Source organism: Streptomyces sp. CC0208 (assembly GCF_003443735.1).
GTDB classification, from domain to species: Bacteria; Actinomycetota; Actinomycetes; order Streptomycetales; family Streptomycetaceae; genus Streptomyces; species Streptomyces sviceus.
In genome coordinates this window covers 5,389,579-5,402,832 of sequence record NZ_CP031969.1, presented here as the reverse complement: position 1 = coordinate 5,402,832, position 13,254 = coordinate 5,389,579, and the positions used below count along the sequence as shown (strand labels likewise).

Below are 13,254 nucleotides of genomic sequence, written 5' to 3'. Positions count from 1 at the left end.
GGGCCTAGGACGGTCGGTTTCCATTTGACTTACTGAGCAACGGCCATCGTATGCGAGGACCCCGCCACGTCGGGAGGCCTGCCGGGTACGCCGCCTGTCAGCTCTTTCAAATCTGCTTCAAAGGGGACAACGGAGGGGGAACGCCGATGGTGCCGCGCCCGGCACACGAATTGCGCGAATTGTGATCACGCGCTCACTCACAGCAAAAACGATGGCGCCTTCACCGACACCTGAGCAGAATCGGTCAATGGAACCCGTCACGCTGACCACGGACCGTCTCCTGCTGCGCCCGCCCACCCCACGGGACACCGAGACCGTCCTCGCGGCCGTGCAGGACCCCGACATCCTGCGCTGGACCACGATCCCCTCGCCCTACCTGGTGGAGCACGCCCAGAGCTTCACGGAGCAACTGGCCCCGGCAGGCTGGGCGAACGACACGATGTTCACCTGGGGCCTCTTCCTCCCCGAAGGGGAGGACCTGGTCGGCATGCTGGGCCTGACCATGCGCTCGCCGGGCACGGCCGAGATCGGCTACTGGGCCACCAAGGAACACCGCGGAAACGGCTACGTCACCGAAGCGGTGCGCGCCGCCTCCCGTTGGGCGTTCACGGAGCTGTCGATCGACCGCGTGGAGTGGCGGGCGGAAGTGGGCAACCAGCCCTCCCTCGCGGTGGCGGAACGCGCCGGTTTCGTCGTCGAGGGCGTCCTGCGCTCCGGCATCGCCCACCAGGACGTGCGCCGGGACTGCTGGGTGGGTGCGCTGCTGCCCTCGGACCTGGGCCTGCCGTCGACCTTGCAGTACCTCCCCGCTGCTCCGTAGATCCGCAGATCACCTCTCATTGTCAGTGCCGGCCTCTATCGTTCGGACCCATGACGACTGCGCCTCCCACCACCGACCTCTCGGCCGACGAGGCCCGCCGCATCGTGCTGCGCGCCCAGGGTTTCCTCGGCACCCCCGACCGCCGGGCCGGAGTCCGCGGCGTCCTCCGTCACCTCGGCGCGGTCCAGCTCGACACCATCTCGGTCCTCGCCCGCTCCCACGAGCTGATCCCGTACGCCCGTCTCGGCGCGGTGGGCCGCAAGAGCGTGGAGGCCGCCTACTGGACGACCTCTCCCCTCGGCGCGTCTCCGGACCGACCCCACGCTTTCGAGTACTGGTCGCACGCGGCGTGCATCCTCCCCATCGAGGAGTGGCCCCACTTCGCCTTCCGCCGCCGTGCCTACCGCAGCCGCCCGCACTGGAACCACCAGCTCCCGGACGGCACCTACGACCAGGTCATCAAGCAGCTCCGCACCGAAGGCCCCCTCACCGCAACAGAGTTGGGCGGTGCGAAGAAGACCAGCGAGTGGTGGGACTGGTCGGGCACCAAGGTCGCCGTCGAGCGCGCCCTGATGTACGGCGAGGTGGTCTGCGTGGAGCGCCGCGGCTGGAAGCGCGTGTACGACCTCGCCGAGCGCGCCGTGCCCGCCGACCTGCTTCACGACGAGCTGGACGACGCCGAGTGCCTGCGCCGCCTGGTCCGTCTCGCCGGCCAGGCCCTGGGCGTCGGCACCCGCGCGGACATCGCCGACTACCACCGTCTCAAGGGCGACCAGGTCGACGCGGTGATCGCCGACTCGGGTCTGGTGCCGGTGACGGTCGAGGGCTGGGGCAAGCCTGCCTGGGCCGATCCCGCCGCTCTGGAGACAGCACCGCGCGGCCGCCACCGCACCACTCTGCTGTCCCCGTTCGACTCCCTGATCTGGGAACGCGCGCGCACGGAGCGGATCTTCGGCTTCACCCACCGCCTGGAGGCGTACGTCCCCAAGCCCAAGCGGGTCCACGGCTATTTCGCGATGCCGGTGCTGGCCGGTGGCCGTCTCGTCGGCCGCGTGGACCCGGCCCGGGAGGGGGGCACACTGGTCGCCAGGCAGGTCACCGTGGACGGCCCGAAGGCGGTCCCGGCGGTCGCCCAGGCCCTGGTCGAGGCGGCGAGCTGGGTGGACTGCACGGACATCCGGGTCGAGCGGGTGGACTCACCGGACCTGCGCGAGCCCCTCGTGAAGGCGCTAGCGGATCTCTAGGATCTTCTCCCGCATCGCGTAGACCACCGCCTCCATCCTGGAGTGCAGCTGCAGCTTCTCCAGGATGTTGCGCACATGGTTCTTCACTGTGTTCTCGGAGATGAACAACTCCTTCGCGATGTCGCGGTTGTTCATCCCGGTGGCGACGAGCTTGAGGACTTCCAGCTCACGGTCGGTCAGCCGCGGGGCCGGCACGAGACGGCGCTCGTCCGTCCGCTGGATCATCGACTTGAACTCGGTGAGCAGTTTCGACGCCATGGAGGGGCTGATCTGCGACTGGCCGTCGGCCACGGCGCGAATGGCGGTGGCCACCTCGTCCGTCGAGATCTCCTTGAGGAGATATCCGGTCGCGCCCGCCTTGATCGCGTCGTAGAGGTCGGCTTCCTCATCGCTGATCGTCAACATGATGATCTTGGCGCTGGGTGCCACTTCCTTGATCGAGGTGCAGGCCTCGATCCCGCCCCGCTTGGGCATCCGGACGTCCATCAGAACGATGTCGGGCAGCAGGTCGGCGGCCTTGTCGACGGCCTCGGCGCCGTCGCCCGCCTCCCCTACGACCTGGATGTCCTCCTCGGCCGCGAGCACGATCTCCAGTCCGCGCCGGAAGAGAGCGTGGTCGTCCACGACGAGAACCCGGATCGGCTCCTTGCGTGGAGAGCCCGCGTCCGCGCCCATGCCGACGACACCGTCGCCGGCGTTCGCGCCGTGCAGCGGTCCGAAGCTGTCCGCCATCGTTCCTCCCCCTGAAGGCTGTGGCTGATCCTGTGCCATCGCCAACCCAAGGCAACGACCCACCGGTTGGGCCGGTGGGCCCATGATTTCATGCCCGGACGACAGTGAGGTGACAGAGCGGGGCGCGAAGTGGTCGCACGCGGGTGCCCCTGGGGGCGCACACGCGCTCCAGGGGCACCCGATCAACTGTCATCCGGGAGGGTCAGCTGCCCGTCGTGTCGCCGGCCGCGGGAGAGTGCGCCCGGGCGACCATCGGGTCCGTGCTCAGGTGGATGACGCCGTAGTCATAGGCGTGCCGCCGGTAGACGACACTCGGTTCCTTCGTCTCGGAGTCGACGAAGAGATAGAAGTCGTGCCCGACCAGCTCCATCTCGTAGAGCGCCTGGTCGAGGGTCATCGGGGAGGCGACGTGGGTCTTCTCACGGACTACGAGGGGACCTTCACCCTTGATCTCCAGCGAGCCGATCTTCTTGACGGGCACGCCGTCCGAGTCTTCCTCGTGGACGGGGTCGCCGTGGCCGTTGAGCGTCGCCGCGTCCGGAACGTGGTCGGGGACCTCAGCAGCCGTGAGCCGCCGTGCGCCCCTGCGCGTGTGGCGCTTGTCGTGCTCCTTGCGAAGCCGGGCGTCCAGCTTCTCCGCCGCCAAGTCGAGTGCCGCGTACGGGTCGCTGGCTGCCGCTTCCGCCCGGATCACCGGACCGCGAGAGCGGAGCGTGATCTCCACTCGGTCACAGCGGTCGGCCTGTCGGGGGTTCGGCTCCTTGGACACCTCGACGTCGAGGCTGATCACCTTGCCATCGAGCTTCTGGATCTTCTCCAGCTTCAGCTTCTCGGCCACGTGCTTGCGGAACCGCTCGGGCACCTCGGTCTTGCGGCCCTTGACGACGATGTCCACGCAGAACTCCGTTCCCGGATCGCTCCGCCTCGATGCGGAGCATCTCCCTTTTGCACCAGGTTCCGGTGAGCCCCGGAACCTCGGACTCGGTGACGTCCACCTCCTCCCCCGCGGGCAAGATCTCCATTCCACCGTCGCGGGTGATGGTGGAAATCCCGCGGGCACGGCATTCGGATTTGCGAGGTGTGGCCTGCGCCTTTCTCTCACAACCGAACATATCTCGCCTGGACGGATGTCGTCACCCTCTACTGCTGCGTACCTCCGTTCAGGTGAATTGATCCTCTCGTAACCTGCAACGATGCAACTACACAGTCAGTTCCGGTTTATTTCGAAGGAAACCGGCGACGCCGCGACCACGGCCGCACAGATGACGTCACGGACGCCCCCGGCGCCCGCCGTTGTCGCCATCCAGCGCTCCCGGTCCGTGTCCTCCTCCGTCACTGCGACCATCCGTTCCCCCATGCCTTCCCGGGTTGTCGCGGTGTACACGAGGTCCGTCGGATCATCGCCGTATCCGGCCACCACCCGTCCACCACGGCGCCCGCTCCCGTCCTGTCGCCGTTCGCCATGGCATCCGTCCGTTCCCGGCCACCCTCGGACACGCTGTCCCGCAGTCCCGGGCGGTCGATCACCAGGCCACGACTCCGTTCCCCACGACCGAGGACCGCCGCGCTCCCCTCGTCCCCGTTGCCGATGATCACGGTGTCCGGCGGTCGTCCGTTCACCGCGGTGAGCGATGTCCTCCCGAGCGCCCACCGCCCGGTCCTCCCGAGCCCGCGCGGCCTGAACCTCCCGAGCCCGCGCCTCCCGGACGGCCCGCGCCGCCTCGATCAAGGACGCGCCCGTCGTCATCAGGTCGTCCACCAGCACGACCAACCCCTCGGCCAGAAGCCGTCCGCCACCGGGAACCACGGTCAGCGCCCCCGCGAGATTGTCCAGCCGCTGCCGGGAGTTGAGCCCCGACTGGTCGGCCACCCCCCGCCGCTGCCGCAGGACCGCCACCACCCGCGCCGGCATCCCCGCCCGCCGCAGCTCTCTCGCCGCAGCAAGTGCGATCCGCCGCGCCGGATCCTGACCCCTGGCCCGAACCGCCCGCCGCGCGGACGGCACGGGAACGAGCAACACGGGCCCACCGATCCCGCCCCTCGTCCACCCTCCACCCGACGGACCAGGTACAGCCAGGGCCTCAGCCCCCGGCACCCCGCTCCCGCTGCCACCCCCGCTCCCGCTCCCGCTCCCCAAAGCGTCTACACCTGAGGCGTCGCCGCGCCTGCCCCAGACCTCCGCTCCTGAGGCACCACCCCCTCTGCCCCGGGCCGCCTCCGCACCCGGCACATCTCCGCCCCCGCGTAAGGCCCCGGCACCTGCCACGTCCCGGCCCCCGGCCACAGCTGCTTCACCTGTCCCGCCTACCGCCCACGACCGCCCAACCCCGCCGGCAGAGGTCATGCACGCACCCCCCTCACCAGCCCCCACCCCGTCAAGGCCCCCCATAGCCCGCCCAGCAGGCCCACCCCGCTCCAACTCCCCACCACGCCCGGCCAAAGCCCCATACCCCCGTTCCCAGGCCCCCCGAGGCCATCCCGACCCCGATCCCTCACTCCCCGGCTCACACACCTCCCGCACGCTCGCCCACACAGCCCCCGCCAGAGCCGTGCCGAGCGGCTCCGCCAGGCCCAGCGCCCCCCTCTCCTTGTGGGCCAGCAACACCGCCCGTACCGAGTCCGCATACCGAGCCGCCGCGTGCACCACCGGCAGCCCGGACGGCTCCGGCACCGGTCGCACCCGGCTCGGCACGGCCCCGTACAAGGCGGCACGGCACTCCGGACAGAGCACCGCGCGAGGCTTCCCGCAGCCTCCGCACTCGGCCGACAGCACCAGATCGGTGAGGTCCTGCCACCACCCCCGCATGCCCATCACTGTGCCAACGCTGAAGCCGACCGACCACCCCTGTGGATAACTCCCTGTGGAAAACTCCGCCGCGCACGAACAGCAGTTCCCCTCACAATTACCGGCCCTATACAGCTAACCGGCCGACCGCGCACACAGCCCGCAAATCAACCCCGTACGACGATTCCGGCCCGGCCCACTCGGCGAATCCGAGCCGCCGCCAGCCACGAATCCACACCCGTCCAAGACAAAAGCGGCCACCCTCGCCGGGGCCTCACCCCGGCAAAAGCGGCCGCTCCCGACAGGGCGGTCCCGTCACCTCAGCCCGGATAGACCGGCGCCGTCCCGTCCGCGTCCACCTTCTGCCACTGCGCCCCGGACGGCAGCCGTACGATCCCGTCCTCCGAGTAGGCGACCAGGGGCATGTCGGCGTCCTCGGACGCCGCGATCTCCTTCACCCCCGTGAGCGCGGTCGGCGGCGGCCCCTCCGGAGTGGAGCCGTCGACCTGGACGTAGCGCGTCTGCTGCACGCCGCCCTGCTCACGCCCGACCACCAGGAGCCTGCTGTCGCCGGCCCAGGACATGGTCGTGACCTCCTCCAGGTCCGGTGTCGTGGAGCGCAGTTCGCGCACCGAGACGCTCTGCGGGTCCCCGGTCTTGCCCTCCCGCTCGATCCGCCCGACGAACAGCGACTGCTTGCCGCCCTTCTCCACGACGAGCGCGATCCGCACCCCGTCGGCGGCCACCCGCAGGTCCCTGATACGACCGTCCAGCCCCGGAGTCTCCACCTCCAGCGGCTTGCCCGCGCCCTCCTTGAACAGCAGCAGCCTCGGATCGGCGAGGTTCCGGTCGGCCACCCACAGATCACCCTCGGTGTCCCAGCTCGGCGTGGTCAGCCGGTCCTCGGTCGTCTTGCCGCTGCTCACCAGGACCGGCTCCCCGAGCGACCCGCCCGACACCAGCGACCCGACGTACAGCGCCTTGCCGTCGAGGCCGACACCGGCCGCCATGTGCTCGTCACGCGAGACGGCCACCGACCGCAGATCCTTGTCGCCTTCGCCCAGCGCTCCGGGCACCGCCACCGGCTGGGCCTTCGCACCACTGCCGTCCGGCTCCGCCGCGACCCGTACCAGCCGGTGCTCGCCGTTGACGAAGTACAGGAACTCGGGATTCTCGACGGAGCCGCGCGTGGCGTCCCCGTTGGCGTCGCCCTCGGCAGCGGAGCACAACTGCCTGCCGCCCGCCTGCAACTGGACCTCGTCCACGGCAGGGGTGAGGTCCTGCAGGGTGAACAGCAGCTGGGCCGCCATCGCCTTGCACTGGTCCGAACCGGCTTTCTCGGCCTTGTTGTTGAGCGGCACCGTCAGCGTGCTCCGGTCGTCGGGAGCCAGCGAGGAGACACCGCTCCTGAGGGCCGTACCGGTGGGAAAACTCGTCCTGACGACGGGATCGAGCCAGGTCGTCGGCCCGCTGAGCAGGGAGCGCACCAACTGCGTCATGGGGTCCACGCGCTCGCGCACATACACGGGGTCGGCGACCGCCACGGTCTGCGGAGCCGTCGCCGCCCTGGTGTTCGACGCGAAGTAGTACTTGTTGACGGACACGTAGTTCCGCTGGAAGTCCGACTTCCCCATGACGACACCGCGCGGGGGACTGTCGATCCGCCACTGCTTGGTCTTCTTGTCGTGCACGAGGTGCACGGTCTCCCGGTATTCGCCCGATGCCGGCGAGTACGACTGTTGCGCGTCCACCACCGCCACCTTGGTGCCGACCAGCGTGAACGACTTGTCTTCGCTCTGCCCCCGGTCCACCGGCGGCACGACGTCGGCACCGGGCCCGTCGTCGAGGACCGTGGTGGACAGCTTCGGCTGCCACTGCTTCGCCGCACTCGGGGTCAGGTACTTGCGGGCCGTCTCGTAGTTCGGATCGTCGCTGGTCAACGCCTCGAGAAAGCCCTGCACGATGTCCGTGGGCTCGGCGTCCTCCTGCGGCGGCATCGCGAAGACCCGCACCGGCGTGTCCTGGCGCGCCGTGGAGTCGACCCCGCGCAGATCCCCGCTGTCCGGCATGGAGGCACACCCCGCCAGCAGTACGACGCCACAGGCGGCGTACGCCACGGACCGCACCGGCCTGCGCCGGCCGCGCCCTTCGCGGTCAGCGTCCACGGAAGGCCTCCCCCTGCTGTTCGTATGACTCCTGCGCCCCGGTGTCCGGACGGCCGGCGGTCCCATCGCCGGGCGTGCGCCCGCCCGAAGAGCTGTCCGGCCGTGGCGCACTCGACGACGGCCGGGGCACCACGCGCGCGCCGTTGCCCGGCAGCGCCGTCGGATCTGCCGTGGGTGCCACGGCGGCCGACCTGGGCGCTATCGGGTCCCGCGAGGTCACCTGGTCGCCCGTCGGCTGAGCCGGCACGGTGGCCGCCTTGTCGCCGCCCCCACGCGGCAGACCGGCGTCGTCGAGTCCGCGATGGCGGCGCGAGTCCTTGGGCTCCAGCGGTATCGGCGAGCCCCGCAGCGGCTCGTCGGCCGTCCTCGGCAACGTCAGCCGGAACTGCGAACCGCCACCCGGCTCACCCCATGCCTGCAGCCAGCCGCCGTGCAGCCGCGCGTCCTCCAGGGCGATGGACAGCCCCAGCCCGGTACCGCCGGTGGTACGCGCGCGTGCCGGGTCGGCCCGCCAGAAGCGGCTGAACACGCGCGTGGCCTCGCCGGGCTTGAGCCCGACACCGTAGTCGCGCACCGCGATCGCGACCGCCCCGCCCGCCGAAGCCAGCTTGACGACGACATCCTTGCCCTCGCCGTGCTCCACGGCGTTGACGACGAGATTGCGCAGCACCCGCTCCACCCGCCGGGCGTCGGCCTCGGCGATGACAGGCTGCTGGTCGCCCACGATCCGGACCGTCGAGCCCTTGCGCTCGGCAAGCGGCGCGGCCCCGCCGACCACGCGCCGTACGACGTCCCTGAGGTCTATCGGCTCGGCCTCCAGCGCGGCCGCGCCCGCGTCGAACCGGCTGATCTCCAGCAGGTCCGCGAGCAGCGTCTCGAACCGGTCCAGCTGGTCGGCGAGCAACTCGGCCGACCGCGCGGTCATCGGATCGAAGTCCTCACGCGCGTCATGGATGACGTCGGCGGCCATCCGCACGGTCGTCAGCGGTGTCCGAAGCTCGTGCGACACGTCCGACACGAACCGCCGCTGCATCCGCGACAGGTCCTCCAGCTGCTGGATCTTCAGCTGAAGGTTCTGCGCCATCTTGTTGAAGGCCTCGCCGAGCCTCGCGATGTCGTCCTCGCCGGTGACCTTCATCCGCTCCTGGAGCCGCCCGGCGGACAGCCGCTCGGCGATCCCGGCTGCCATCCGCACCGGAGTGACGACCTGCCGCACCACGAGCCAGGCGATCGCTCCGAGGAGTACGACGACGAAGAGCCCGGCGGTCGCCAGGGTGCCCTTGACCAGGCTGAGCGACTTCTCCTCCTGGGTGAGCGGGAAGAGGTAGTACAGCTGGTACGGGTCGCCGTTGGGGTCGTTGACCTGTTTGCCGATGACCAGGGCCGGCTGGGGCTCCTGGTAGGGGTCGTAGACGATGCGGGTGTAGCTCTGGGCGGCCGTCGTGCTGTCGTCGATCTTCTCGCGCAGAGCCTCGGGGACGCTGGCCGTCGGGTCGACGTCACCCGAGGCGCGCGGCCCGCGCCCGCTCCCGCTGTCGCCGCCCACGGGCAGCGTCACCACGTCGAAGGCGCCCTGACCTCCGCTGGAGAGGGAGTAGACGAGATTGCTCATCCACTCGATGACGAACTGGTCGGACTGACCGTCCGACGCGGCCGTGTCGTCGGTCCCGGCGTCGGCCTCCTCCGCCTTCTGCTTGGCCACCGCGAACCCTCCGGTGGCCTGGCTCTGCGACGCCTTGACCTTGGCGTCTAGGAGTCCGTTGCGCACCTGCCCGATGACGACGAAGCCCAGCAGGAGGACCACGCCGAGCGACATCAGCAGGGTTGTGGCGACGACCTTGAGCTGGATGTTGCGCCGCCACAACCGCATCACGGGCAGCAGCGGCCGGCGCACCCAGCGCATGAAGAGCCTCAGGACCGGGCTTCCCTGGACTCCGCCCTGGAGCAGGCCGCCCTCCACGAAACGTCCCCAGCGGGAACCCGCCGACTTCCGCCCGACAGGCCGCCCCGCGTCCGCCCCGGTCCGCCGGGGCGACGACGCGGCACTGTCTCCGGACATGTCAGCTGGGCCCTGCCTTGTACCCCACACCACGGACGGTCACCACGATCTCGGGCCGCTCCGGGTCCTTCTCGACCTTGGAGCGCAGCCGCTGTACATGCACGTTGACGAGCCGGGTGTCGGCGGCGTGCCGATAGCCCCACACCTGCTCGAGGAGCACCTCACGCGTGAACACCTGCCACGGCTTGCGCGCGAGCGCGACCAGCAGGTCGAACTCCAGGGGCGTCAGCGCGATCGACTGCCCTTCCCGCTTCACGGAGTGGCCCGCCACGTCGATGACCAGGTCGCCGATGGCGAGCTGCTCGGGAGCAGGCTCCTCCGACCTCCGAAGCCGCGCCCGGATCCGGGCCACGAGCTCCTTCGGCTTGAACGGCTTCACGATGTAGTCGTCGGCGCCGGACTCCAGCCCCACGACGACATCCACTGTGTCGCTCTTGGCCGTCAGCATCACGATCGGCACCCCGGACTCCGCCCTGATCAGACGGCACACCTCGATACCGTCCCGCCCGGGCAGCATCAGATCCAGCAGCACCAGATCCGGTTTGGCCTCACGGAACGCGGCCAGCGCCTTGTCACCGTCGGCTACGAAAGACGGCTCAAAACCTTCACCACGCAGCACAATGCCCAGCATCTCGGCAAGTGCGGTGTCGTCGTCGACGACAAGGACTCGTCCCTTCATAAAGACATCATCCCATTCTCATAACAGTGGTGAAGGCAGTGGTGAGACAGCTCACCGACCAGTGACCTTAGTCGTACTGGACCATCACTGTCTGCCTCGACCACCGCAGCGGGGTCAGCCGCGGATGTCAGGCGGAATACGTGGCCACCGCATCCACTTCAGCTGATCGTCACCTCCCGGGACCTCGCACACAACTCGGCAACGGCCTCGGCCGTCACCGGCGACACCACGCCCTCCTCCGTGACGATCGCCGTCACCAGCTCCGGCGGCGTCACATCGAAGGCCGGGTTGTACGCCTGCGTCCCCAGCGGCGCTACCGGAATCCCGCCGCCCGCCTCGGCCCCCGCCACCGGAGCCTGAGGCGCCGCGATCTCGGTCACCTCATGCCCGGCCCGCTGCTCCACCTCGATCGACGCCCCGTCCGGGGTGTCCGGATCCACCGTGGTCACCGGCGCCACCACGATGAACGGCACATGGTGATACCGGGCGAGCACCGCCAGCGGATAGCTCCCCACCTTGTTCGCCACCGAGCCGTCGGCCGCGATCCGGTCGGCCCCGATCAGCACCGCGTCCACCTCCCCGGCCGCGAACAGCGAGCCCGCCGCGTTGTCGGTCAGCAAGGTGTACGCCATCCCGCTGCGCGCCGCCTCGTACGCCGTCAGCCGGGCACCCTGGAGCAGGGGGCGCGTCTCGTCCACCCACAGCCGCCGCAGCCGCCCCGCCCGGTGAGCCGCGAGGGCCACCGCGAACGCCGTCCCCTCACCGCCCGACACCAGCGAACCGGTGTTGCAGTGCGTCAGGATCCGGTGCCCGCCGCCCGGCAGCAGCTCGTCCAGCAGCGCCAGCCCCCGCTCGGCCATCGCCGCACTGGCCGCCGCGTCCTCCCGGTGCAGCCTGCGGGCCGCCGCCAGCGCCGCCCCGGCCGCCCGTTCCTGGTCGCCGCTCTTGCCGAGCTCGGCCCGGTAGGCGGCCTCGGCTCGGCGCACCCCGACAGCGAGGTTCACCGCGGTCGGACGCGCGCCCGCCAGCACGGCCGCCGCCTCGTCCACGTCGAACCCGCGCGCGGCGGCGAGCGCGACGCCGTAGGCCCCCGCGATGCCGAGCAACGGCGCCCCGCGCACGGCCAACGACCGGATCGCCTCCACCAGCGCGGACGCATCCGTACAGACCAGTTCCACCTCCTCGGCCGGCAGCCTCGTCTGGTCGAGGAGCACCAGCACGGGGCCTTCGGGTGGCTCTTCCCAGCGGATCGCCGGTATCTCGGTGGGCTTGCTGTCCTCGCCGGATTGCACGTACTGATCAGCCATGCGATCAGTCTGCCCCTTGTCAGCCGGAGTATTGAAGGTATGCAGCCCATACCGCGGCTGGTCACTCGCCGACCACCCCATGGCACGATGGCTGCCAACCTGCCGCCGCGCCCGCGGACGGGCACCGTGAAGGAGCGACGATGAACGACACTCCGGGCTGGGCCTCGCCCGGATCCGCCCCGTCCGACGGGCACGAGCCCGGCACGTCCGGTCCCGCCGAGCCCACCGCCCGGCCCGACGCCGCACAGCCCGCACAGCAGCCGGAGAACAACCCGCAGGACGCCGACTCCAAGTGGTCGCAGGAACAGCCGCCACCCGGTCAGTGGTCCGCCCCCACAGGCGCCGCCGCTCCCGGCCAGACCCCTCCGCCCCCGCCTCCCGGCCCGGGCTGGGGGACGCAGCCCCCCGCCGGCCCGCCCGGAGGCTACAGCCCTCCCCCGGGCTGGGGCGGCGGTTACGGCGGCTGGGGCGGCCCCCCGCCCGCGGCCAAGCCCGGCGTGATCCCCCTGCGCCCCCTCGGCGTGGGCGAGATCCTCGACGGCGCCGTCTCCACCATGCGCACCTACTGGCGCACCGTCCTCGGCATCTCGCTGACCGTCGCCGTCGTGACCGAGGTCCTCGTCATCCTGCTCCAGGGCTTCGTCCTGAACGACAGCGCGGGGACCGAGGCTCTCAACGACCCCAGCGCCAGCGCCGACGAGCTGACCCACGCCCTGGGCGAGACCATGCTCGGCACCACTGTCGTCTTCCTGATCTCCCTCATCGGTACGGTCGCCGCGACCGCGCTGCTGACGACCGTCACCAGCCGGGCCGTACTCGGCAGGCCCGTCACCACCGGTGAGGCATGGCGCGACGCCCGCCCGCAGGTGCCCAGGCTGTTCGGCCTGATCTTCCTGCTGCTGCTCATCACCTTCGGCGTGCTCGCCGTCGGGGCCCTGCCCGGCATCCTCGTGGCCGCCGCGGGCTCGAACGGCGGCGGCCTCGCCCTCGCGATCCTGGGCATCCTCGGCGCCGGAGTCGTCGCGCTGTGGCTGATGATCCGCTTCTCCCTGGCCTCGCCCGCGCTGATGCTGGAGAAGCAGAGCATCGTGAAGTCGATGAGCCGCTCCACGAAGCTGGTCCGCGGCTCCTGGTGGCGGGTCCTCGGCATCCAGCTGCTGGCCGGGATCATCGCGAACATCGTCGCGGCGATCGTCGTCCTCCCCTTCACCTTCCTCGCCGCGGCGCTCAGCGGCGAGGGTGTCGGCGGCTTCGTCAACGGCACCGGCGACCTCGGCTGGACGTTCCTCATCATCAGCGGCATCGGCTCGGTGATCGGCTCCATGATCACCTTCCCGATCACGGCGGGCGTCACCGTGCTCCTCTACATCGACCAGCGCATCCGCCGCGAAGCCCTCGACCTCGAACTGGCCCGCGCGGCCGGCGTCCAGGACTACGGCAGCCGCCCCACTCCCGGGAGCTGA

At 70.5% G+C, this 13,254-nt stretch carries 10 protein-coding genes and 2 pseudogenes; 3 read left to right on the top strand and 9 right to left on the bottom strand.

The annotated features are described in order from the left end of the window. Window positions 1-247 precede the first annotated feature (247 nt). Together D1369_RS24860 and D1369_RS24855 are read left to right on the top strand one after the other, a co-directional pair. A complete protein-coding gene (locus D1369_RS24860) occupies window positions 248-820 on the top strand; it encodes a GNAT family N-acetyltransferase (RefSeq protein ID WP_007382450.1) in 573 nt (190 codons plus the stop codon). 50 nt (window positions 821-870) lie between these two features. Further along, window positions 871-2,064, top strand: a complete 1,194-nt coding sequence (locus D1369_RS24855) for a crosslink repair DNA glycosylase YcaQ family protein (protein WP_007382451.1) — start codon at window positions 871-873, stop codon at window positions 2,062-2,064. Here the strand turns inward: D1369_RS24855 and D1369_RS24850 are convergent. The 9 genes and pseudogenes from D1369_RS24850 to mtnA form a co-directional block, all read right to left on the bottom strand. Then, entirely contained in the window at window positions 2,050-2,796 is a 747-nt protein-coding gene (locus D1369_RS24850; RefSeq protein ID WP_037900293.1) for a response regulator transcription factor, read from the bottom strand. The two genes, D1369_RS24855 and D1369_RS24850, sit on opposite strands and share 15 nt — an antisense overlap. 202 nt (window positions 2,797-2,998) lie before the next feature. Beyond that, window positions 2,999-3,691, bottom strand: coding sequence for a ribosome-associated translation inhibitor RaiA (raiA, locus tag D1369_RS24845; RefSeq protein ID WP_037900295.1), 693 nt, complete (start codon window positions 3,689-3,691; stop codon window positions 2,999-3,001). A 312-nt stretch (window positions 3,692-4,003) separates the two neighbouring features. Then, window positions 4,004-4,216 (bottom strand): hypothetical protein, encoded by a 213-nt coding sequence (locus tag D1369_RS43430; protein ID WP_205574488.1) that lies wholly within the window; start codon window positions 4,214-4,216, stop codon window positions 4,004-4,006. Between the two features lie 276 nt (window positions 4,217-4,492). Further along, window positions 4,493-4,933 (bottom strand): annotated as a pseudogene (locus D1369_RS44000) (ComF family protein); the annotation flags it as partial. A gap of 378 nt (window positions 4,934-5,311) precedes the next feature. Further along, window positions 5,312-5,602: pseudogene (locus tag D1369_RS43995) on the bottom strand (ComF family protein); the annotation flags it as partial. A 299-nt stretch (window positions 5,603-5,901) separates the two neighbouring features. Then, the gene (locus D1369_RS24830; protein ID WP_118082612.1) at window positions 5,902-7,746 is read right to left on the bottom strand and encodes an LpqB family beta-propeller domain-containing protein; all 1,845 of its coding nucleotides are present in this window, start codon (window positions 7,744-7,746) and stop codon (window positions 5,902-5,904) included. Further along, on the bottom strand, window positions 7,736-9,805 hold the full coding sequence (gene mtrB / locus D1369_RS24825; RefSeq protein WP_118082611.1) for an MtrAB system histidine kinase MtrB: 2,070 nt from the start codon (window positions 9,803-9,805) through the stop codon (window positions 7,736-7,738). The genes D1369_RS24830 and mtrB overlap by 11 nt, the downstream gene beginning before the upstream one ends. A 1-nt stretch (window position 9,806) precedes the next feature. Then, window positions 9,807-10,484, bottom strand: a complete 678-nt coding sequence (gene mtrA / locus D1369_RS24820; protein WP_005486885.1) for a two-component system response regulator MtrA — start codon at window positions 10,482-10,484, stop codon at window positions 9,807-9,809. A gap of 158 nt (window positions 10,485-10,642) precedes the next feature. Next, window positions 10,643-11,791 (bottom strand): S-methyl-5-thioribose-1-phosphate isomerase, encoded by a 1,149-nt coding sequence (mtnA, locus tag D1369_RS24815; RefSeq protein ID WP_118082610.1) that lies wholly within the window; start codon window positions 11,789-11,791, stop codon window positions 10,643-10,645. Between the two features lie 140 nt (window positions 11,792-11,931). Here mtnA and D1369_RS24810 point away from each other — a divergent pair, with 140 nt between their 5' ends. After that, entirely contained in the window at window positions 11,932-13,254 is a 1,323-nt protein-coding gene (locus D1369_RS24810) for a glycerophosphoryl diester phosphodiesterase membrane domain-containing protein (RefSeq protein WP_007382459.1), read from the top strand.